Origin of the sequence: Rhizobium laguerreae (genome assembly GCF_002008165.1) — a bacterium.
Classification (GTDB): domain Bacteria; phylum Pseudomonadota; class Alphaproteobacteria; order Rhizobiales; family Rhizobiaceae; genus Rhizobium; species Rhizobium laguerreae.
In genome coordinates, this window is sequence record NZ_MRDM01000013.1 from 57825 (window position 1) to 79343 (window position 21519).

Sequence of the window (21519 nt, forward strand, 5' to 3'; positions counted from 1 at the left end):
GGCCATGACCGTCGAGCCGCTTGATCCGCGAAGTTGTGTCGGCGGGGTGCCTTCAGGCGTGGGGATCGAGAAGAAATTGCAGACACGACACGACGATGCCGACTTGTCCCCGCAATTCACACAAAGGGATTAGCGCTCGCAAACGCTCGGAAAAAAAGTCGGCCGCCGCTATTGGGCTGATTCTCATGGGTATTCTGCTGATTTCTAATGTTCAGGATAATATTCCCATTCCTCCGGTTGCTTGACTCTTTTATAGGGTGGGAACAGAAAGAGAACATCCGCATTTTGTTCGACATGATGTCGGCCGCCAACACGACCGTGAAGAGAGCCGTGAATAATGACTGCTGCCCGTGAAAGGGTGATTTCCGATCTGCGCGAGCGCATCGCCTCGCTGGAAGGCGTGTCAGCCAGAAAGGCTGGCTGTCTTTCATTCGGCGTGCCGGAAATCGATGCAGTCCTGCCGGGAGGTGGCCTTGCCCATGGCGCCCTACACGAATTTGCAGGTGGCGGATCGGGCACGGTGGATGGCGCGGCGGCAGCCCTGTTTGCGGCGGGCATCGCAGCACGCACGAAGGGCCCGATCGTCTGGTGCCTGACACGTCCGGACCTGTTCTTTCCGGCGCTCGCTGAGGTCGGTCTCCATCCCGACCGGGTGATCTTTGTCGAATCCGACAAGGAGGAAGACGTGCTCGCCAATATGGAGGAGGGGCTGTCCTTCGGCGGGCTCGGCGCCGTCGTCGGTGAACTCGTTCGCCTGCCGATGGTCGGCTCGCGCCGGCTGCAGCTGGCGGCTGAGCGAACGGGCACGATGGCGCTCGCTGTGCGACGCTGGCGACGGCAGACGGAGGCGAATGATTTCGGCCAGCCGACGGCGTCGACCACGCGGTGGCGGGTCAGCGTCATGCCGTCGGAGGAATTGCCGGTGCCGGGTGTGGGGAGGGCCCAATGGTTGCTGGAACTGATGCGCGTGAAAGCGGGTGAATGTGCTGAGTTTCTCGTGAGGGCGTGCGATGACAAGGGTTGTCTCGATCTATCTTCCGGATCTGCCGACGGATCGCATTCGTCGCGCCGATCCGTCTATTCCGCCTGAACAGGCGATTGCCGTGATCGCCAGGAGCGGCTCGAAACGCTGGGTGTCGGCCGCCGACGCGGCCGCCAGGAAAGCCGGCGTTCATCTCGGCATGCCGGCGGCCAAAGCACAGGCACTGTTCCGCGGCCTGATGCTGGTCGATGCGGATCCTGCAAAGGATGCCGCAGCACTTGAGCGCATTACCCTCTGGGCGCTGACGCTCTATTCGCCGATCGTCGCGGTCGATGGGATTGATGGGATCGTCATGGACACAGAGGGTGCCGATCACCTGCAGGGCGGCGAGCTCGCCATGGTGACGAAGATCGCCAATCAGTTCCTGGCAAAAAAACTCACTCCCCGTGTCGCCATCGCCGACACCTGGGGTGCGGCCCACGCCTGTGCTCGTGCCATCAGCCGCGAAACGGTCATCGTGCCTTCAGGTGAGACCGTCCGCGCCGTCGAAAAGCTGCCGATATCGTTGCTGCGCCTTCCCGGGAAAGTCGTCAGCGATCTGCGCACGCTTGGTTTCCAGACCATCGGCGAATTGGCCAACACGCCGCGCGCGCCACTGACGCTTCGTTTCGGTCCGGAGATTGGCCGGCGGCTCGACCAGATGTTCGGCCGCATCAGCGAACCGATCGATCCGATCCGCACCGCCGAGCTCGTCGAGGTGAGCCGCGCCTTCGCCGAGCCGATCGGTGCTGCCGAAACCATCGACAAATATGTCGGCCGGCTGGTGGTGCAACTGATCGAGGAGCTGCAAAGGCGCGGCCTCGGTGTTCGGCGCGCCGACCTGATCGTCGAAAAGGTTGACGGTGCGCGCCAGGCAATCCGCGCCGGCACAGTGAAGCCGGTGCGCGATGTCGCCTGGCTGACGAAGCTGTTTCGCGACCGGACGGAAAAGATCGAGCCCGGCTTCGGGATCGAAAAGCTCACCCTGGTTGCGGTGATGGCAGAGCCCCTGGAGGAGCGCCAGAAATCCTCCTCGCTGGTCGAGGAGGAAGTGAAGGACGTGACGCCGCTGATCGATATTTACGGCAACCGCGGCCAGCGCGTGTATCGGGTGGCGCCCGTTGCCTCCGACGTGCCCGAGCGCTCCGTCCAACGGATCAGTCCTGCTGCCGATCCGGTCGAGGTCACCTGGGTCAGCCATTGGCGCCGGCCTGTCCGGCTGCTGGCGCGTCCCGAGCTGATCGAGGCCATCGCCTTGCTGCCGGACCGTCCGCCGGTCTCGATCACCTGGCGCGGCAAGCGCCGGAAGGTCGAGCGGGCCGATGGTCCGGAACGGATTTTTGGCGAGTGGTGGCAGCGCGACGCGGAGATGGAGGCGGTGCGGGATTATTTCGTCATCGAAGACGAGGCCGGCGAGCGCCTCTGGGTGTTTCGCTCCGGTGATGGCATCGATCCGGAAACCGGAAGCCACCGCTGGTTCTGCCATGGGATCTTCGCATGAGTTATGCCGAGCTGCAGGTCACGACGCATTTTTCCTTCCTGCGCGGTGCGAGTTCGGCGCACGAACTGTTCGAGACCGCCAAGGCTCTTGGCATCGAAGCCCTCGGCGTTGTCGACCGCAATTCGCTTGCCGGAATTGTCCGGGCGCTTGAAGCATCGCGTGCCACCGCCTTACGTCTCGTTGTCGGTTGCCGGCTCGATCTGCAAGACGGCATGTCGGTGCTGGTCTATCCGACGGATCGCCCTGCCTATTCCCGGCTCACCCGCCTTATCACGCTCGGCAAGTCGCGCGGCGGCAAGAACAACTGCATCCTGCACTGGGACGATGTCATTGCCTACACCGACGGCATGATCGGCATTCTTGTGCCGGACCTGCCGGATGACGCCTGCGCGATCCAGCTGCGCAAGATGGCCGAGCTGTTTGGTGATCGGGCCTATGTATCACTTTGTCTGCGGCGCCGGCAGAACGACCAGCTGCGGCTGCATGAAATTTCCAATGTTGCGGCGCGGTTCAAGGTGCGGACGGTCGTCACCAATGATGTCCTCTTCCACGAGCCAGGCCGCCGACAGCTGCAGGACATTGTCACCTGCATTCGCACCCGCACGACCATCGATGATGTCGGTTTCGAGCGCGAGCGCCACGCCGATCGTTATCTGAAGCCGCCGGAAGAAATGGAGCGGTTGTTTCCGCGATACCGGCAAGCCCTCACGCGAACCCTGGAGATCGTCCGTCGCTGCACCTTCTCGCTCGAGGAACTCACCTACCAATATCCGGAGGAGGCGATCGTGCCGGGCAAGGATGCCCAGGCTTCGCTCGAGCATTATGTCTGGCAATGCGTGCCCGATCGCTATCCCGAAGGACTGCCGCCCGATGTATTGAAGGTCGTGCGGCACGAACTCGATCTCATCCGCACCATGAAATACGCGCCCTATTTTCTGACCGTCTTCTCGATCGTGCGTTATGCGCGGTCTGAAGGTATCCTTTGCCAGGGAAGGGGTTCTGCCGCCAACAGCGCCGTCTGCTACATTCTCGGCATTACCAGTATCGACCCCTCGACCAACGACCTTCTGTTCGAACGCTTCGTCAGCCAGGAGCGCGACGAGCCGCCGGATATCGATGTGGATTTCGAGCACGAGCGGCGCGAAGAGGTCATCCAGTGGATATACAGGACCTACACGCACCAGAAGGCGGCGCTCTGCGCGACCGTGACGCGCTACCGCGCCAAGGGCGCGATCCGCGATGTCGGCAAGGCACTTGGTTTGCCGGAGGACGTGATCAAGGCCTTGTCGTCCGGGATGTGGTCCTGGTCGGAAGAGGTCTGCGATCGCAATGTCCGCGAGCTCAATCTCAATCCAGACGACCGGCGTCTCGTGCTGACCTTGAAGCTTGCCCAGCAATTGATGGGCGCGCCACGGCATCTCGGCCAGCATCCGGGCGGGTTCGTCCTCACCCATGATCGGCTCGACGATCTCGTGCCGATAGAACCGGCCACGATGAAGGACCGTCAGATCATCGAATGGGACAAGGACGACGTCGAAGCCCTGAAATTCATGAAGGTGGACATCCTGGCGCTTGGAATGCTGACCTGCATGGCCAAGGCCTTCGATCTGATCCGCGAGCACAAGGATCGGGATCTCGACCTGTCTGACATCGAGCAGGAGGATCCTGCGACCTATGCGATGATCCGCAAGGCCGATACGCTCGGCACCTTCCAGATCGAAAGCCGCGCGCAGATGGCGATGCTGCCGCGGCTGAAACCCCGGACCTTCTACGACCTCGTGGTGCAGGTAGCGATCGTCCGGCCGGGCCCGATCCAGGGCGACATGGTGCATCCCTATCTGCGCCGGCGTGAAGGCAAGGAGGCAGTCGAATATCCGACGCCCGAGCTTGAGGCGGTGCTCGGCAAGACGCTCGGCGTGCCGCTGTTTCAGGAGAGCGCGATGAGGGTGGCGATGGTCTGCGCCGGCTTTACCGGCGGCGAGGCGGACCAGCTGCGCAAGTCGATGGCGACTTTCAAGTTCACCGGCGGCGTCTCGCGGTTCAAGGACAAACTCGTATCAGGGATGGTTCGGAACGGCTACACGCCAGAATTCGCCGAAAAGACCTTCTCCCAGCTCGAAGGCTTTGGCTCCTATGGTTTTCCGGAGAGCCATGCGGCATCCTTCGCGCTGATCGCCTATGCGTCGAGCTATATCAAACGCCACTATCCGGAAGCCTTCTGCGCGGCGCTCATTAATTCGCAGCCCATGGGTTTTTACGCGCCGGCGCAGATTGTCGGCGATGCGAGAGTCCACGGCGTCGAGGTGCGGCCGATCTGCATCAATCGGTCCCGATGGGACTGCACTCTGGAGCGGATCGGCAATTCTGGCCGCCATGCCGTCCGGCTGGGCTTCCGGCAAGTGAAAGGATTGGCAGTCGCTGACGCCGCGCGCATCGTCGCGGCACGCATGGATAATGCCTTTGCCTCGGTTGATGACATGTGGCGCCGATCCGGCGTGCCATCGGAAGCGCTCGTCCAGCTTGCCAAGGCCGATGTCTTTCTGCCGTCGCTGAAGCTCGAACGCCGCGACGCGCAATGGGCGATCAAGGCGCTGCGCGATGAACCCTTGCCGTTGTTTGCGGCCGCGGCCGAACGGGAGATGGCTGCAATTGCCGAGCAGCAGGAGCCGGAGGTGGCACTTCGGCAGATGACGGACGGGCATAACGTCATCGAGGACTATAGCCATACCGGTCTGACATTGCGGCGGCATCCGATCGCCTTCCTGCGCAAGGATTTATCAGTGCGCAACATCATCACCTGTGCCGAGGCGATGAATTCGAGGGACGGGCGGTGGGTCTATACATCAGGTCTTGTCCTGGTGCGGCAAAAGCCGGGATCGGCCAAGGGCGTGATGTTCATCACCATCGAGGACGAGACCGGTCCTGCCAATCTCGTCGTATGGCCGACACTCTTCGAGAAGCGCCGGCGGGTCGTGCTCGGATCTTCGATGATGGCGATCAATGGCCGGATCCAGCGGGAAGGGGAGGTCGTGCATCTTGTCGCCCAGCAGCTGTTCGACCTGTCAGGCGACCTGGCCGGCCTTGCCGATCGTGATGAAGAGTTCAAGCTTCCGGCCGGCCGTGGTGATGAGTTTGCGCGGGGAGGCGGACCCGATCCACGGGACAAACCGAAGCCGGTTATAGCCGCGCGCGACATGTTCGTGCCTGACCTTCATATTGATACATTGAAGGTGAAGAGCAGGAATTTTCATTGATATTCAGTTTGAAAAAGCGGCTCGTTGGATCGAAGCCGTTCAAGGCGACGGATTTAAAACGGAATTCCGTGATCCCGCGGATCTGACCGAGTTTCTTTGGTCAGGCTGTTACGCGGAACCCGCAATCAGAGCACGCTGACGTTCTCGGCCTTGGACTTCCCGGTCTTGCGGTCCTGGCCTACCTCGAAACTGACCTTGTCACCTTCTCTGAGCGAGCCGCCTTGCTGCAAAGCGGACACGTGAACGAATACGTCCGCTCCTCCATTCTCCGGAGTGATGAAGCCAAATCCCTTATCATTGTTGAAAAACTTAACAGTACCGGTCGCCATCTCAATTCCTCTTCAGTCTTTGCGGCATGTCTACACGCGAGACAAACCTTATAGCGGAAGCAATTGCCAATCAACGAATGAACCTCGTCCATGAAGAGGCGAGAACGCTTTCGCGCTGTGGCTACAGACACCTCATCTTCCGCTCAAGGTGCGCCTGGCGGTCGACGCCCTTACCGCAGCATTCCCGCGGTTTATGATTTAAATGTCGCATCAAAACGAGGTGTGCGCTTGCTGAGGTCGCGAAAACGGCTCGCAGTCAGGGTTGCTTCGGTTGAAAATGCGCGCTACCTCAAGCCTCCAAACGCCGATCTGCAGGTTTCCAGTCCAATGATCTTGTCCGGTTTCATAGCCTATTCTACCGCCTTGGCAGTCGCTGCGGTGATACCTGGTCCCCAGATCGTTGCGATCGTCGCGCACGCCCTGAAGAGCGGCTACCGGCGCGCTGCATGGGCGACCGCGGGCATGGTTCTCGGCGACGTACTTTATCTGGCAACTGTTCTTGCCGGTCTCGCCTATATCGCGGAAACATTCAGTCTACTTCTGATCGCGATCAAATGGGCAGGTGTCGCCTATCTCTGCTGGCTTGCTTATCGTTTCTGGACCTCTCGCGAGGGGCTGAACATCGACGAGGGTGAGGATACTGGCCACGGCACAAACGCGTTTACCTCTGGTGTGCTAGTGACGATCGGCAACCCAAAATCCGTTCTCTTCTACGTTTCTATCGTACCGACGGTCTTGGATCTTCATGAGGTTACACTGCTGGATGGCGTCGCGCTTGTTCTTTTGACGGCGTTGATCCTGTCGGCAACGCAATTCCCGTTCGCGATCGCAGGCGCGCGCGCGCGTCTGTCCTTTCAGTCGCCGAGGATGATGCGGCTGTTCAATCGTGGAGCGGCTATCGGTATTGGCGGCGCGGCAGTCTCGATCGCCTCTCGCAACTGAATGCTCGGCTTCCCATAGCCATTCAAGGCACTGCTACAGCAGGCAGGGGAATTGCCTGGGGAACATGCTCGCATATCTCGGCAGTTCGTTCCGGAGCCTCCATTCAGCTTTTCGAACTGCGCTTATGAATGTTGACCGCCTCGCAAATCAGCGAATCGCCGCTATGTTGGCCAATGACCAACCGTAGGCTCAATGCCGGCCATCTGGGGTCAACGGCGGCGCAGAATTAGTCATTCCGACTATGAAGTAGGAACCGACTGCCCGGTTGACGTGGACCGAGCCCGTTTCACCTGAGATTTGTTTCCGAAGATGAGCGAGGACGACCGCCACTCTCGGCAATGCTGAGCCGCCTTTCATCGGGGACAAAGATACGCACTAAAGTACCATAAATACCCTTTACGCCACTGACCCTGAAAATGGCGGGTTAATGATTCTGGCAGGGCGAAAGCTTCGAGGCCAGCGTCCGACTTGTTGCTATGGGTTCACGTTTTAAGCCAGGCAGATCGCATAATGGATCGACGGGAACCTCACGATCTACTCGTGGTGATCAGGTGCAAGGCAGAATTGCCCCTTGTAACCGCTGCTGCTGACAGCTTGCGATCGAATGTCGCCAGCTGGCCCTCACGCGCCTTGGCTAGCGCAAGCAGGTAGGTGTCAGTTACCTGCCCCGATGTTAGAATTTTCGTGGGAGCGATATCACCTGACCCGACAAGGCTCACATCGTCCGGCCAAAAACTGTGACCGGGGAGCGACCGCAATTTGCGGACAATTTCCATCACGAGTGACGGTGAACCGGGAGAGTTGGGATATTTGGGGTTGCCGACAATTCGGATGACACCATTTTCGGTAATGGGGCAGGTAGCCCACGCGCTCTGACCTATCGCCGCGAACCATTCGTGCGCATCATCATGGGCTACATGGCCCGGATCGATTAAGGCAATCAGCACATTGACGTCGAGCAGGAAAGTCACGGCAGTTCGTCACGCATGGCGTTCACGATTTCGAGCGTCACTGGCGGCGTATCCGGCCGTGTTGACAGGAGAGGAATGCCATTGCGCTCGCCGCTGCTCGGCGGTCGGCGCAGAGAACGTCTCGCCAGCTCAGAAATGACCTCGCCGACGCTCCGGTGCTGCTGGGTTGCCATCGCTTTTGCGGCGGTCAGCACATCGTCGTCGATTGCCAAGGTCGTTCTCATCTCCGCCTCATCGCGCATCAATCATCACGCATCATATAAAGCAAGTGGTCGGCCTTCTCAAGGTGGGTACCGAGAGAACGCACCACTACGCCAATCTGTTCACCTGCGAAAACGGTTGAAATCACGTTCTCAAATGTGCGCAAACCACGGGTCTCCGGTTCGAACCTGCTCAAGGCGCTGAAGTCGGTTGGCATCGTGCGGATGCGAACTGCGGCACACGCTCGACGACGGCTTTGCGCCCTCATGTTGGACGTTTCGCAACTCCAGCGAGGCTTGTATCGAGGAAATGGAGGCCAGCCGCCTTGAATTTTCCCACAAGATCGATCGCGTCCTGCAGGGTCTTCGTCACGGCCGTCAAACTCGATGACGCCGAAGCGAGCGGTCAGCGGACGGTCCTCGGGCCAGACTTCACGAACGGCCGCAACCTTTTTCGAGCTGATCGGTGGCTTGCCCCTGCCTTCGTGAAAGCCCACCCGCTTCATGCCGGGCACGCGCTGCCGCTATCCAGTGGCGTACCGGTGCAGGGTAGCGCGCCCTTCCATCCTCATCCTCGAAAGTGAGGATGAGGAGCTAAAGGGCTGCCCCTCCTTGGGCGCCCAAGCGTTCTGATCGCATCGGTGGGGATCGCTTTAGTGCCTGCCGGCCAAGTCCAGCACTTTCTCCTGGACAGGGTCTCGCCCCTGCGCATAAGCCCTGAAACTCAGCTCAACTGTGGTTTCCGGCGCAATCGAGATTCCCCGCGGGCCGAAGGCGACAGTCGCCCAATAGCAGTCGCCGACGTCAAAGCAGCCGGTCTCGTAATCATGAAATTGGTGGCTGTAGCGAACGGCGATCTGGGAGTTCGGCAACTTGACATATTTGCCCTCGGACCAGAACTGGCCGCCATCCCCCATCGGTTCGCCGATTAGAGTGACCTTGTCGCCTCCCTCTCCCTTAAGCATGGCGGCGGTCGTTATGCCGGCAGAGAAGGTTGCCCTCCCAACAAGCACGAACACTCGTCCGTCGCGCGGCACAAGTCGAGGTATTGCCCGGGAAAACAGGATCGTGTTGAAGAAGTCGCCGCCATTGTTCAAACGGAGGTCAACGATGATGTGCTTGGGCTGCATCGGCAGGATTTTGTCGAGGATAATGCCGGCGAACTTGTCCGGTAGAGGGGTTTCGTCGATGCTTCTTGCCGTGTCGTTGCGGATGTAGAGCACCTTCTTGGAATAATCGAGGAAGCGCGCCTGCACGTCACTGCGCTTGCCATAGATCGGCGGCAGATCCTTATGGCCGTCAAGCACATGACGCCAGCGTCCTGGCAAGTCTGGATCGTCGGGAATAAGCACGGAATAGCCCCTGTTCAGGCTTGCCTTGCGGTCATCGCCTGGATCGTCGCCTTTCTTAGGCCCAAGCTCGACGATCTCCGTCCGTCCATCGGCAAACTTCAAGGTCAACGGAACGTGGTCCGTGCCGTCGACGGCGCCGATCTGCTCAAGGACGGCGGGCGCAACCAGGTAGCCGGGGGAGAGAAAACGAATCCGCTGGTCCGTGCCGGGAAGGTAGGCGCGCACCCGGTCCAGCGCTTCCTGCGTGGTTAGGGAGCCGATTCCGTCAATCCGCGCGCCAAGCAACCATTCGAAATCGGGGTGAGTCTTGACGATATAAAGCCCATCGGAAAACGACCACACGCGTACTGGAAGGTCGGCGCCAAGCAACGTCCCGACATTGGCGTTGGTGTGTCCGTTGCGCGCGATGGCCACGGCTTTCATCACTTCGAGCGCGAACTCTTCCGGCTCCAGATCTTCCGCCGCAGAGGCGGTCTCATCGAGATGCCGGCCGAACGCCACCCTCTGGCTGTCGCTGAAGCTTTTATCCAGCGGAGCCCATTTCTCTTTTAAAAAGGTAAGATCCTCCCGCATCTGGGCCGGCGTCAAAATAGCGTCAGCCGCCTGCGCAGAACCGGCAACAGCTAACGTGAGGGCCACCGCGGCAGTTCGAGGGATTGCGAGCCATCCTGGAGACATAGGTTCTTCCTCTAATTCGAATTTAGGCAGTCTTCGCCGCCACATTAATCATGACGATTGGGTTTGTGGGCTTGCGACAATTGTGCGCGAAGAAATCCAGAAAGCCATTCGGTGCGATCCGCATCGGCGTGCGTCTGATGCGAGACGTATCTTGCTGGGCAAGCCCATAGGCGGCATTGCGAAAAGGCCATAATGTTGTCACTCGTGATGCCCGTTATGCTTCCGCGTTGAAGCGAGAGGGTGCACGGAACATCGAAATCGACATTCGCGATGTGAGCGGGCTTCACGATGTTTTCCATAGTGGCCGCCGAGCGTTTCCTTCTGAACTCGCCCATTTGCGTGGAAAGGGAGGTCCCATGGCGGCTACCTATTGCTCCCGGCTTCTAGAGCGTATCCGGATTTAGTTGAATCGGAAGGGATTCCGTTTTTGTGTGTTTTGTGATTCAAGATGCTGGCTGGAGTGGAGGCCAGCATCGAATGACGCGACCTCTTTCCAATGATCTTCGTGAGCGTGTTGTTGCTGCAATCGAAGCCGGTGAGAGCTGCCGGTCGGTTGCGGCGCGGTTCGGTATTGCCGTGTCTTCAGCGATGAAGTGGTCGCAGCGTTATCGTTCGAGCGGATCTGTCGCGCCTGGGAAGATGGGCGGCCACCGCAAGCGGGTTCTGGAGCCGCATCGGACGTTTATCGTGGAGCGGATCAACCAGACGCCGCATGTGTCACTGCACAGGTTGAAGGAAGAGCTGGCCGCGCGAGGGGTGAAGGTATCCCACGATACGGTATGGCAGTTCCTGCGGCGTGAGGGATTGCGGTTCAAAAAAAACACTGTTCGCCCTTGAGCAGGCGCGCGCTGACGTCGCGCGACGGCGACAGCGCTGGCGATCCTGGCAGGCTGGCCTCGATCCAAGACGGCTGGTCTTCATCGATGAAACCTGGATCAAGACCAACATGGCGCCGCTTCGAGGGTGGGGGCCGAAGGGCAAACGCCTGCGCAGCTTCGCCCCGCACGGACATTGGCGCACCCTGACTTTCCTCGGCGCGTTGCGCTGCGATCGGCTCACCGCACCCTGTGTCTTCGATGGACCGATCAACGGTGAGTGCTTTCGCGCCTATGTCGAGCAGCAACTCGTACCGGTGCTCAAACCCGGCGACATCGTCGTGATGGATAATCTCGGCTCCCACAAGTCGGCCGCCATCCGTCAGATGATCCGCAACGCTGGTGCTCGGCTCTGGTACTTGCCGCCATACTCCCCCGACCTCAATCCGATCGAACAGGCTTTCGCCAAAATCAAGCACTGGATGCGCCTGGCTCAGAAGCGAACCATCGATGACACCTGGCGCCACATCGGACACCTCGTCACAACCATCGAGCCCAGCGAATGCAGCAACTACTTCGACAATGCCGGATACGCTTCCGTCAAAACCTGAAACGCTCTAATGCTCCTGTATGGTCTCGACGGCTTTGCCTTCCCTCAGCCAGTCTTGCATGCCGTCTTGCCAATGCAGGTTATGACCAGTAGGCCGCAATGTGGAGATCAGGCAGGCGGCGAGATTGGATCACGGGGAGCTTCCGGAAGTCCTCGGCCATATCTTTCCCAGCAGCGAACCAAACACAGACATTTGGCAGGTCGTCGGGCAACCGCGGGAGCGCTGCCACTACGGCAGACCAATCGCCGATCGCACCCACGCGAACCCTCGTCAGGCTGACGCCCGTCGGAGCTGGTATGGGATATTCGGCGGATCCGGGCACGGTTTCAAGAAGAAAAACAGAGCCCGTTATGTGCGCTGTCTGTGCTTCCAATAACCTTGCGATTGCGGGAAATGCTGCCTCGTCACCTGCGATCAGCCATTGGGGGCGTTGGATCAGCTTTCCTCGGCCAAGCCCCATGATACCGACGACATCATCCGCGGAAGCGGCCTCAGCCCACTTGCCGGTGCGGCCGCCGAGGTGCCTAAACACATCAAACTCGATCCAGCTCGCGTCCGGATCTGCGTTCCGGACTGTGTAGACGGGGCGATGCAGCGCGCCGTCGCCTGTCGGCCATACGGTCCGGCCGTTATTGCCAATATAGGGCCAGGCCGGCGGCCCGCTGCACGGTGGCTGTATAAGCCGAAAGTGAATGGCTTCCCCGGTGAAGGGCTGGAGGTCGCGACCCGACAGCCGCACACGCAGGAAAGCCGACCCAAGAGGGGTGACCGAGACGACCTTACAGAGACGGAAACCCGGCGGTGATACACCGGCACCGTCTACTGTTTTCCAGCGCAGAACATGGGCTATTTCCGGCGCGACCTCCGATAGATGTTCCGCGATCTCGTCGCGCAGGAGCTGGAGGGTATCGCTCTGTGCAGCCGTTACCGTCATTTCGAGACCATCTGATGCTGCGCAAACGAGGATTTCGCCAAGGTCGGTGCGGCAACCAACACAGCCATTCTCCGCTATTATGGGCAGACCTTGCTGTTGTGCCTCACGTAAAAGGATCGACTTCACGATCTCCAACTCGATGCCGGGAAATACCGCATGCGCGATGAAAGGATGTGGATTCCGCTCCATCACCGACATCATTTGCCCTTTCACCGCGGGATCACGTGCGGACAACCATGCAGCGGATCGGGTATGACCATACAATCCAACCCAAAAATCTGCCGCATAGTCGCCTCCGTGATCACATCGCAAGGCGCCCCCTCGCGATGTATTTTCCCGTCCTTGAGTGCAAATACGTGATCGGCGAAACGTGCGGCCAGATTGATGTCGTGGAGAACCATGACGACCGTTTTGCCACTCTCCCGATTCAGCTTCCGCACCAGATCGAGAAGCTCGATCTGATGGGGCAGATCCAGAAAAGTTGTCGGCTCGTCGAGCAAGAGGAGTGGTGCATCCTGCGCCAATATCATCGCAATGAACGCTCGTTGGCGCTGTCCACCGGACAGTTCCGACAGGGGCCGAAGTGAGTACGCCGCCACACCGGCGAGCGCCAAGGCTTGGTCGACCGCCATTGCATCTTCGCGGGACCATTGTGACAAAGGTGACTGCCAGGGAGTTCTGCCCCGCGCGACCAGATCGAATACGCGTAGATATTCCGGGACAGTCGAATTTTGCGGCAGGATCGCCAGCTGCCTTGCGACCTGTTTCGACTTCTGGCGATCGATGGGGTCTCCTTCAAGCAACACTTCCCCCTCATCCGGCCGCAAAAGCCGGGCGAGGCAACGCAGCAATGTTGACTTCCCGCAGGCATTGGGACCGATGACGACACTGATCTTTCCCCTTGGCACAGCAAGACCGATGTCGTCGAGAACGGTGCCGACCGGCCGCGTCAGTGTCAGGCCTGCAGCTGACAGTGGAAAGGTGGCGGTTGTCATCAAATCACTCCCTTGCGGATTTCGAGGGTAAGTTGCCACACCAACAGCGGGGCTCCGATCATCGCGGTGAAGACCCCGGTGGGAAGGTCGGCCCCAATAGGGAGAGAACGGCTGACAAGATCGGCAATGACCGTCAGGCACGCCCCGACCGCAGCGGCTCCCAAAAGCGGTGAGCCGCTGCCCGCACCGGATGCGGCTGAAAGCCTGCGGGCGATTGGATTGGCTGCGAAGGCGACAAACGGCAGGGGCCCGGCTACACTGACGGCGCATGCGGTGAGGCCAACTGACAGAAAGAGGATTTTCAATCGGGTTGTCGAGACGTTGAGTCCTAGACCTGTGGCAATGTCATCGCCTAGTGCCAGGCTCTTCAGTGCAAATCCCTGCCATAGCGCGAACGGCCCAAGTATGATCAATGCACCAAAGATCAGGACTACGTCAGTCCATTCCGGACTGGGAAACGCGCCGACGAGCCATTTCATGATGTCTGCGGCGGTCAAAATATCTAGCCGCGCCATCATGATATCGACGAGAGCCATGAGGAAGAGGCTCAGCGCCAAACCTGTAAGCACGAGACGCGCTGACGACAGCCCTTTGTTCCAAGCGAGCGCGAGAACGAGCGCTGCGGACAACACGCCGCCAACCATGGCTCCTGGCAAGACCCAAAAACTGCTTCCGGTCAGCATAACGGTGAAAAGCGCTCCGGTGGCAGCGCCGGAACTAAATCCGACGATGTCTGGAGAAGCCAACGGATTGCGCAACATGTCCTGGATCAGTGCCCCGGAGACGCCAAAAGCTGCGCCAGCACCGATGCCGACGAGAAGGCGCGGCAGACGATGATACCAGATGACGATATCGGGGGTTTCATCCGCTTGCTGAAAGAGAATGGTCGATATTTCCGGAGCGGTCAGCGGATAGTTTCCAAAGTACAGAGCAAGCCCAGAGACAGCCATGAGGATTGCAAGCTTCAGCACGGTGAAGACAAGCGTCTGGGGGGCGACCCTCCCGGAAAACGGGCCGCATCGCCACATCATAGAAATAGGTCTTGTCATACGCCTACCCGTCCCCGGCGGATTGCCAGAACCAGAGCAGGTGCTCCGATCACGGCGACCATAACCCCCGCCTGCATGCCCGTGCCGGCAAACAGCAGACGTCCAGCGATATCGGCAGCCAAGAGGATGGTGGCGCCCAGAAGGGCCGACACCAATAGCCGAATACGCTCGTCCCCGGCGACCAGCCCCATGGCAAGATGTGGCGCGATCAGTCCGACAAAGCCGATAGGGCCTGCCAGCGTGACAACGGCCGAGCAGAGACAAACGGCGGCGGCAAGTCCAAGCAGGTAGGCGAGCCGGATATCGACGCCAAGCGACCTGGCGAGATCCTCGCCGAGCACATAGGCGTTCAGCATCAATCCGGCACCCGCCGCGAGGACAAGGCCTGCGGCAAACAGTGGCGACAACGTCCCGATGGCTGCCAAAGATATCCCGTCAAGCCCGCCCATGACCCAGAAACGATAGGTGTCGAGCGCTTGCTGGCTCAGCAAAAGGAAGCCGCGCACAATCGCCAAGAAGAACGCGCTGACGGCAGCACCCGCGAGAAGCAGACGTATCGGGTGCGGCCTGCTGCCTGCAAAGGCTCCAAGCGCCAGAACAGCCAAGGCACCCGAGGTTGCGCCGGCCAGGGCTGCCGCCGATCTTGCCAGTGTTATCGCATCGCCGGCAACCGCAATAAAGATCACGACACCGAAAGCCGCTCCGGCATTGATTCCAAGCAGCCCAGGGTCTGCCAACGGGTTTCGGGTAACTGTCTGCATGATGGAGCCAGCCGCTCCGAGGGCCGCGCCGCACAATAAGGCTGCCACCAGCCGCGGCATTCGCAACGACCATATGACAACATCTTCGGGCCGGTTGAGATCCGTGGCGATAAGGGCGTTCCACAGCTCCTTGAACGCGACAGGTCGAGGGCCGAGTGACAGTGCCAGTCCGATCAATATCAGGAAAATGGGTAGCGCGAGGAGTAACAGCGGCCGGCTCTTCATGGGTTTTGGCCCCCGGCGCTAGCGGAGGGCGAAGTACGTGCCAGCACCTTCTCAAGCTCCGGAACGAGGCTCGAAAGCGCATAGTCGAGGCTGAGCGGACTGGAATGTGAAAGCGCTGCAGAAAGCAGGACGTCAGCATGGACCTCATGCCCAGTCCTGACAGCACGTAGAAAGGGATAAAGCGGCTGGCTTGCGAACTCAGGACGCCCCTTCTCGGAGTTCAGCCAGATCAATACTTCAGTGTCGATCGGGGTCAGGTCTTCAGGAGACAAGCGCACATAGAAACTCCGCCCAACCGCCAGCGCATCGACCGCGTCTGGCGTTCTGAAGCCAAGGGCGGTAAGGAAGCGACTTCTGACATCGCGCGACGTGAAGGTTTCCGGCCCTCGTATAGACGCCATCACCGCTGTCTTCGTATGCCAATCGGGATGTGCCGCCCGAACGGCCGCGAACGTCCCCTCCAGGCGATCAATGATCTCCTTTGCGGCCGTTTCGCGACCCGTCGCGTAGCCTAAAACTCTGGTCATTTCCTGCCACGGCATGTCGTAATCCCCGCCGCCGGCCGCCGGTGGCAAGGTGGGCGCTATTCTCGATAGAAATCGGTATTCAGCCTCGGTCATGCCTGACCACATGCCCTCAATGAGGTCAGGGTGCAGCGCAGCGATCCGCTCGAGATCGACCTGACCACTCAAGACAACCGGGACTTCGTCTCCGAGAGCTTTCTCTGCCCAAGGCCAGACACCCTTGGGGTTGTTTCCGTACCAGTAGCGCAAGCCCACCGGTTTGATCCCCAATGCCAGCGCAAAGTCGTGCCCGATGTAGCTGATTGTGACCACTCGAACCGGCTTCGCCGTCACGACCGTAGAACCGTAGCGATGCTCGACTATGCGCGGGAAATCCTCCGCGCACGCGCTGCCCGCAGCCAATAACAGCGTCGACAGGACTATCAATATGCTTAAAACCTGCATGCGGCGCCCTGAATAATTTGACATGCAGCAGTGTCTTCGCTTCCCGGGACGCACTGGTTCAGAACTTCCTCGACGCCGTGAACATCACGCGACGCCCTTCGTTGAAGGTGCAGCTACCAGCATAGTCCGCCAGTGCGCCTACCGCCGCAGCGAATGTGGCGGCATTGCATTCGGCCTCGTACTGCTTGTTGGCGAGATTTCGCGCCGCCAGAATCAGACTCCAGTCGTCCCGCTGGTAGCTGATCGATGCATCGAGAAGGTTGGCGGAGCTGATGTGATAGGCGTTGGTGGCATCTGAAAAATATGAGCCGACATGCCGGATGCCCACCCCAAGACTGAGACCTTCAAGCGCAGGCATCTGCACGTCATATTTGACCCACGCGGAGGCCGAGTGGACAGGCGCCCTCGCAGGTCTCTTACCCTGCAGCGTCGGATCCTTCGTCACCTCGGCATCCACATACGTGTAGGAGCCAAGAACCGTGAAGCCGTAGTTGAGCTCAAGAAGCGCATCGACGTCGACGCCCATTGAGCGAACCTCGCCTGCCTGGATTTTCGTTATTCCAGTCAAGTCGGACGGGTCGTTGTAGGTCGCGTTTAGTTTGGTTGTGTCGAACAGGGCGACATTTACGTGACCACGATCGTCCGGCAGCTTATAACGCAGGCCGATTTCGTAGGCACGTGACTTCTCCATGTCGAGGGCAGCGCCGCTTGCCGTAATGCCGGCGGGTGGAACGTTGAAGGAGTAGGCAGCGTTGCCATAAATGGTCCATGCATCATCGAAATTCCAGGCAACGCCGAAACTGCCAGACGTCACCTGACCTTCCGAAGTGATCTTTCCGGCGCTCGTTTCTGTCGAGCTCGTGACCCAATCATGTCGGATGCCGCCACTGAAAACGAAGTTTTCGAACTCACTGCGGCTCGTCAGATAAACGCCGGTCTGATCGATGTCATTGTCCAGAACGGCAGGCAGATGGGCGGGAAGGGCGCCGGACAGGAAGTTTGTCAGATCACCCGTGAAGAGGTTAAGCTCTCCCAGATATCCCTGGGCATAGTCAACATTGGAACGGGCAAGGTAATGGTCGAACCCTGCCACAATGGTGCCGCTCAAGTCTCCGGAGTCGAATTCGTAAGATAAATTGTTATCGAAACTCGCCTGGTGGGCCTTTTGGTCAAGATCGAACTTGCTGAGCAACGCGGTGTCAACCGCACTCGGATGTGCTCCAGGCACACCAAACAGTGCAGGCAGCGAAACGAAAGCGGCCGGAACCGCGGTCCGCATCCGCCAGTCGTTTTCCGCATATCTGGCCTTGCTGCGGAAGGTGATTCCCGTTTCGAACTCATGCTCGAACTCATAGCCAATGGTGGTCTGCCTGGTTCTGACGGTGTTGTGGTCCGGAAGCCCGGTGTAGGTATCCGGTGAGAAGTGCCCGAGGGGGTTGTAGCGCCGCGATCCATATTCGGGCACGACCGACCAGCTGTCTCCGACATTGTCCCTTTGAACTTCTGCGAAAAGAGTGAGGCTGGTGGTGTCTTCCGGCTTCCATGTGAACGAAGGCGCTGCGTAGAAGCGTCCTTGATCGACTTCTTCATAATTTGTGCCTGATCGATTGGCCACACCGACCAAACGATAGGCGAAGTCATCGCCGATCGGCCCGGTGCTGTCGATGCCGGCTTCCGTTCCTCCATAGCTGGAAAGACGGCCAAATACCGTATTGCTGGGTTCGAAGTCCGGGCGTTTGGTTAAGGCATTGACCAGGCCCCCGGGCTCGTTGGAGCCATAGAGATCGGACGTCGGACCGCGGAGGATATCGAGGCGCTCGAGCCCAAAGGGTTCGGTGCGCCATGCTGCCCAGCCGAATGTGCGTAACGGCATGCCATCTCGATAGGTACCGACATTCTGAGTCTCAAAACCGCGGATCACGTATTGGTCGTAGCGGTCGTCGTTACCGTAAAGTCCAGTGGCAACACCTGGCGAATATGCGATTGCTTCTTCCAGATCGGAGACACCTCGGTCGGCGATCTGCCGCTGTGTCACGACATTCACCGAACGTGGTGTCTTTTGAATATCGGCGGAGATGCGGGTGGCAGTGGTACTGGAAGCCAAACTGTAGGAATCTTCACTCGATCGGCCGCTCAGAATGATTGGCTCTAGGACTGTCGTGTCGTCAGAGCCCGTCGCGCCGCTTGCCGTCGCCGACGGGCCGATAATCGTCACGCTAGTGCTGCTGGTGAACCGCCAAGTTAGTCCGGTCCCCGACAGCAGCTTCGCGATCACCGCCGGCGCTGGGCCTTCTCCACGGAAGCCACTTGTACGCAATGACCGTGTAGCCGCAGCATCGTAGATAAGCTGCAAACCAGATACATCTGCGAACCGGTTCAATGCCTGAGGTAGAGGCCCGGCTGCAATTTCGTACCGCACCGCCACGGCTCGCTCCTGAGCAGCGGCGATGTCGACAAAAGGAACCGTCAGAACCGGTAAACATGCCGTCGTCGCAAGAAATACCGCCAGCCTGCGTGTGGAGCGGTGAGACGCCGCAAAGTGAGAACTCATTTAGACCCCCTGGACACATCTCTGACCGCTGACAACAGGCAATCAGATGATTTCGCCGCCTAAGACGTTTGCCCAGAGAAAAACCGGAGTAAGAAAATCAAGAAATTTCAAAAAAATCAGCGATGGATCAAGATCACGAGACTTCCCAGCCGGATGTCATTGAATCCAAAGGATTTTTCGAGCGCATCGATGACCTTGACGATGTCACTGGTCTCAAACACGCCGCTGACGCGTCGCGCTCTGATCGACTCATCGACGATCCTTATCACTCCCTTATGATAGCGGTTGAGTTCGTTGACAACCTCGCCGAGCGGCTGATCGACGAAGATCAGTTTCCTCCGTCTCCATGCCGTTTCGGATGCCGCATCCACTTTTTCAATGGCACCAAGCTGTCCATCTTCGTAACGAACACGTTCATCGGGGCCGAGCTCGACGGATGCTCCGGCAGGCTTACCCGATACGGCAACATGGCTTTCGATTACCGTCACGACACCGCCGCGGTCATCGTTTCGAACACCATATACTGTGCCGAGCGCGGTTGCCTCACCCCCCTCGGACTCCACAATGAAAGGTCGGTGCTGGTCGGAGGTTACGGTGAACACAGCCTCACCCTTCTTAAGGTGGATCCTGCGCTCACCGGAAGAGTACGCAATTGTAATAGCCGTGCCGCTGTTCATTTCGGCTGTTGAGCCGTCCGGCAAAGCCAGGACCTGGAATTCGCCAACTGCCGTATAGCCATCGGCAAACAATCTCGATGGAACATCGAGGACGTAAGTGCCAAGGCCAAGGAGACAGAGAAACGTGAAGGCGGCAGCGATCGGTCGCAGGAAGTCACGCGCAGGCGGAGGCGGCGTGAGAACGGCCGGCGTTGGCTGAATCGCTCCAAGGTCCTGCCAAGTGCCGGCAATTTCTGAATAAGCGGCGCGGTGTCGATCTGAGGCCGCGAGCCAAGTACGGAATGCCAACTCATCCTCTGCCGAGAGACGGCCGCCATCGCGCCGGAAGAACCATTCGGCCGCCTGTTCCAGCATTTCCTTGTCGTTGAAATCCGTCATGAACAACGGTTCGCCTTGTAACGTCCAGAGATAATGAGACAACGAGTTAGTCCAATTAAAACAGAAGACGTTCTGGAAGAGCCTAACCCCAGGGCGGGTGCAAATTTAGTCATTCGCCTTCACGCGCCGAGCGCAGTGGACCGTTGCCGCTGCCAGGTGCTTCTCCACAGCACTGGTGCTGATCCTCATCCGATTGGCGATTTCGGCGTGGGACAACCCTTCGAAGCGCCGAAGAACGAAGCACTCGCGGCATCGCGGCGGAAGTTCCGCAACGGCCTGTGCGAGAATTGCCAGTCGCTGCCGGCCGATGACCTCCCGCTCCGCATCCGGCCGGTCATCGGCAGCATCCAGGGTGCCAGCGTCGATGAAACTTTTCTGGAGGCGCACTCGATGGCGATGGTGATCAGTAACGAGATTCGAGAGTATGCGGTAGAGATAGGCTCGTGGATTGAACGGCAGGTCGTTGCCAGTTGCCACCAGCCGTAAACAAGCCTCTTGGACAAGTTCGTCCGCCACCGCATCGTCGCCAACCTTCCGTCGCGCATAGCGTCGGAGCTCTCCGTAGCATCGTTCGATAACACCCGCGAGGAGCCGCTGGGGATCATTGCCGTCCGAGAGCACCGAATCCGTCATTTCCTGAACTGCCTGTACCACCGAAATATGACCGATGCTCAACCTTCGCCATTCATTAGAGCGAATGGGTAGGCGTTTCAAGGTTAGCATTCCTCCTAAACATCACAGTCGAGCTTGGCATCGCGTCCAGGGGCTAGCTGGGCGAGGCTCAGATGATACCGCAGAGCCGCAACCCCTCGATTCCATCGCGACTATTGAACATTCTTGCGGCTATGCACGTTCAGCGGAATCTTACCCTCGGAAAAAAGGCTCGCCACTTTCGCCGTAGACGACTAGGCGCCTTCCCCCCGAGGCTGAGCCTCCAACCCCGCTACTCATTGCCCTGTCTCCAGCCCGTCCTATCTCTTGCGCGGGACGGTCAGCGAGAGAGGACGCGCATGCCGATTGACAATGCGAGATTGGCTCCGATGCAGCCGGGTGTATCTGTGGAGGAGCTGAAGGCGGCTTTGGGAACGAGCTGGAAGGAGTCGAGCCTACAGGCGGAAGGCCATCTGCATATCGAGGAATTCGGCACGCGCATTACCGCCGATGGCAGGCTCGGCGAGGTTCATTTCCGCGCCCCCTTCGAACTTCCCCCTATCCATGGCGTCAGGATGGGAATGCCGGCCGAAGAGCTGCATCGGCTTTATCCCGGTGTCGAGCGCATCTCGGACGAGCGGGAGAAGTATGGCTGG

At 59.3% G+C, this 21519-nt stretch carries 19 protein-coding genes; 6 read left to right on the forward strand and 13 right to left on the reverse strand.

The genetic code is table 11. The annotated features are described in order from the left end of the window. Positions 1-337 precede the first annotated feature (337 nt). Genes BS630_RS15640 through BS630_RS15650 form a run of 3 tightly spaced genes read left to right on the forward strand, consistent with a single transcriptional unit; the run spans position 338 to position 5776 of the window. Entirely contained in the window at positions 338-1090 is a 753-nt protein-coding gene (locus BS630_RS15640) for an ImuA family protein (RefSeq protein ID WP_077978137.1), read from the forward strand. Next, positions 1011-2522, forward strand: coding sequence for a Y-family DNA polymerase (locus BS630_RS15645; protein ID WP_077978138.1), 1512 nt, complete (start codon positions 1011-1013; stop codon positions 2520-2522). Before BS630_RS15640 ends, BS630_RS15645 begins: the two co-directional genes overlap by 80 nt. After that, on the forward strand, positions 2519-5776 hold the full coding sequence (locus BS630_RS15650) for an error-prone DNA polymerase (protein ID WP_077978139.1): 3258 nt from the start codon (positions 2519-2521) through the stop codon (positions 5774-5776). Before BS630_RS15645 ends, BS630_RS15650 begins: the two co-directional genes overlap by 4 nt. Positions 5777-5901: 125 nt before the next feature. Here BS630_RS15650 and BS630_RS15655 read toward each other — a convergent pair whose 3' ends face one another. Continuing rightward, a complete protein-coding gene (locus tag BS630_RS15655) occupies positions 5902-6105 on the reverse strand; it encodes a cold-shock protein (RefSeq protein ID WP_077978140.1) in 204 nt (67 codons plus the stop codon). Between the two features lie 327 nt (positions 6106-6432). Here BS630_RS15655 and BS630_RS15660 point away from each other — a divergent pair, with 327 nt between their 5' ends. After that, on the forward strand, positions 6433-7047 hold the full coding sequence (locus BS630_RS15660; protein WP_077978156.1) for a LysE family translocator: 615 nt from the start codon (positions 6433-6435) through the stop codon (positions 7045-7047). A gap of 527 nt (positions 7048-7574) precedes the next feature. On the opposite strand, the gene BS630_RS15665 is transcribed toward BS630_RS15660, so the two are convergent. The 4 genes from BS630_RS15665 to BS630_RS15685 all read right to left on the reverse strand — a co-directional run bounded on the left by BS630_RS15665 (position 7575) and on the right by BS630_RS15685 (position 10248). Further along, the gene (locus BS630_RS15665; RefSeq protein ID WP_077978141.1) at positions 7575-8018 is read right to left on the reverse strand and encodes a TA system VapC family ribonuclease toxin; all 444 of its coding nucleotides are present in this window, start codon (positions 8016-8018) and stop codon (positions 7575-7577) included. After that, a complete protein-coding gene (locus BS630_RS15670; RefSeq protein ID WP_003555338.1) occupies positions 8015-8242 on the reverse strand; it encodes a hypothetical protein in 228 nt (75 codons plus the stop codon). Before BS630_RS15670 ends, BS630_RS15665 begins: the two co-directional genes overlap by 4 nt. Before the next feature lie 17 nt (positions 8243-8259). Continuing rightward, positions 8260-8733 (reverse strand): hypothetical protein, encoded by a 474-nt coding sequence (locus BS630_RS38430; RefSeq protein ID WP_280952160.1) that lies wholly within the window; start codon positions 8731-8733, stop codon positions 8260-8262. Between the two features lie 138 nt (positions 8734-8871). After that, entirely contained in the window at positions 8872-10248 is a 1377-nt protein-coding gene (locus BS630_RS15685) for a S41 family peptidase (protein ID WP_077978144.1), read from the reverse strand. Between the two features lie 477 nt (positions 10249-10725). Here BS630_RS15685 and BS630_RS15695 point away from each other — a divergent pair. After that, positions 10726-11674, forward strand: a protein-coding gene (locus BS630_RS15695; RefSeq protein WP_143529436.1) for an IS630 family transposase whose coding sequence is annotated in 2 segments (ribosomal slippage) — positions 10726-11061 and positions 11063-11674 — 948 coding nt in all. Because the reading frame shifts where the segments join, the coding sequence is not laid out codon by codon here. Positions 11675-11753: 79 nt separating this feature from the next. On the opposite strand, the gene BS630_RS36545 is transcribed toward BS630_RS15695, so the two are convergent. The 8 genes from BS630_RS36545 to BS630_RS15735 all read right to left on the reverse strand — a co-directional run bounded on the left by BS630_RS36545 (position 11754) and on the right by BS630_RS15735 (position 20926). Next, complete coding sequence (locus BS630_RS36545) at positions 11754-12809, reverse strand: siderophore-interacting protein (protein WP_143529438.1); 1056 nt, start codon at positions 12807-12809, stop codon at positions 11754-11756. Positions 12810-12817: 8 nt separating this feature from the next. After that, positions 12818-13603 carry an ABC transporter ATP-binding protein gene (locus BS630_RS15705; RefSeq protein WP_077978146.1) on the reverse strand — a complete coding sequence of 262 codons (786 nt, stop codon included), beginning with the start codon at positions 13601-13603 and terminating at the stop codon, positions 12818-12820. Continuing rightward, positions 13603-14652, reverse strand: coding sequence for a FecCD family ABC transporter permease (locus tag BS630_RS15710; protein WP_077978147.1), 1050 nt, complete (start codon positions 14650-14652; stop codon positions 13603-13605). The genes BS630_RS15705 and BS630_RS15710 overlap by 1 nt, the downstream gene beginning before the upstream one ends. Then, complete coding sequence (locus BS630_RS15715) at positions 14649-15638, reverse strand: FecCD family ABC transporter permease (protein WP_077978148.1); 990 nt, start codon at positions 15636-15638, stop codon at positions 14649-14651. Before BS630_RS15715 ends, BS630_RS15710 begins: the two co-directional genes overlap by 4 nt. After that, positions 15635-16630 carry an iron-siderophore ABC transporter substrate-binding protein gene (locus tag BS630_RS15720; protein ID WP_077978149.1) on the reverse strand — a complete coding sequence of 332 codons (996 nt, stop codon included), beginning with the start codon at positions 16628-16630 and terminating at the stop codon, positions 15635-15637. Before BS630_RS15720 ends, BS630_RS15715 begins: the two co-directional genes overlap by 4 nt. A gap of 34 nt (positions 16631-16664) precedes the next feature. Then, positions 16665-19157 (reverse strand): TonB-dependent siderophore receptor, encoded by a 2493-nt coding sequence (locus BS630_RS15725; protein ID WP_077978150.1) that lies wholly within the window; start codon positions 19155-19157, stop codon positions 16665-16667. A 116-nt stretch (positions 19158-19273) separates the two neighbouring features. Continuing rightward, the gene (locus BS630_RS15730; RefSeq protein ID WP_077978151.1) at positions 19274-20212 is read right to left on the reverse strand and encodes a FecR family protein; all 939 of its coding nucleotides are present in this window, start codon (positions 20210-20212) and stop codon (positions 19274-19276) included. 105 nt (positions 20213-20317) lie between these two features. Further along, entirely contained in the window at positions 20318-20926 is a 609-nt protein-coding gene (locus BS630_RS15735; RefSeq protein ID WP_158081408.1) for an RNA polymerase sigma factor, read from the reverse strand. Positions 20927-21222: 296 nt separating this feature from the next. Between BS630_RS15735 and BS630_RS15740 the strand changes: the two genes are divergently transcribed. Next, the coding region (locus tag BS630_RS15740; protein ID WP_425351716.1) for a DUF7256 domain-containing protein at positions 21223-21519 on the forward strand (297 nt) is incomplete at its 3' end.

Excerpts from the sequence above, each read along its gene's own strand:
- BS630_RS15715 (WP_077978148.1), bottom strand. The coding sequence starts at position 15,638 with ATGAAGAGCCGGCCGCTGTTACTCCTCGCGCTACCCATTTTCCTGATA.
- BS630_RS15705 (WP_077978146.1), bottom strand. The coding sequence starts at position 13,603 with ATGACAACCGCCACCTTTCCACTGTCAGCTGCAGGCCTGACACTGACG.
- BS630_RS15640 (WP_077978137.1), top strand. The coding sequence starts at position 338 with ATGACTGCTGCCCGTGAAAGGGTGATTTCCGATCTGCGCGAGCGCATC.
- BS630_RS15645 (WP_077978138.1), top strand. The coding sequence starts at position 1,011 with ATGACAAGGGTTGTCTCGATCTATCTTCCGGATCTGCCGACGGATCGC.
- BS630_RS15670 (WP_003555338.1), bottom strand. The coding sequence starts at position 8,242 with ATGAGAACGACCTTGGCAATCGACGACGATGTGCTGACCGCCGCAAAA.
- BS630_RS36545 (WP_143529438.1), bottom strand. The coding sequence starts at position 12,809 with ATGATGTCGGTGATGGAGCGGAATCCACATCCTTTCATCGCGCATGCG.
- BS630_RS15650 (WP_077978139.1), top strand. The coding sequence starts at position 2,519 with ATGAGTTATGCCGAGCTGCAGGTCACGACGCATTTTTCCTTCCTGCGC.
- BS630_RS15685 (WP_077978144.1), bottom strand. The coding sequence starts at position 10,248 with ATGTCTCCAGGATGGCTCGCAATCCCTCGAACTGCCGCGGTGGCCCTC.
- BS630_RS15725 (WP_077978150.1), bottom strand. The coding sequence starts at position 19,157 with ATGAGTTCTCACTTTGCGGCGTCTCACCGCTCCACACGCAGGCTGGCG.
- BS630_RS15730 (WP_077978151.1), bottom strand. The coding sequence starts at position 20,212 with ATGACGGATTTCAACGACAAGGAAATGCTGGAACAGGCGGCCGAATGG.
- BS630_RS15720 (WP_077978149.1), bottom strand. The coding sequence starts at position 16,630 with ATGTCAAATTATTCAGGGCGCCGCATGCAGGTTTTAAGCATATTGATA.
- BS630_RS15660 (WP_077978156.1), top strand. The coding sequence starts at position 6,433 with ATGATCTTGTCCGGTTTCATAGCCTATTCTACCGCCTTGGCAGTCGCT.
- BS630_RS15710 (WP_077978147.1), bottom strand. The coding sequence starts at position 14,652 with ATGACAAGACCTATTTCTATGATGTGGCGATGCGGCCCGTTTTCCGGG.
- BS630_RS15655 (WP_077978140.1), bottom strand. The coding sequence starts at position 6,105 with ATGGCGACCGGTACTGTTAAGTTTTTCAACAATGATAAGGGATTTGGC.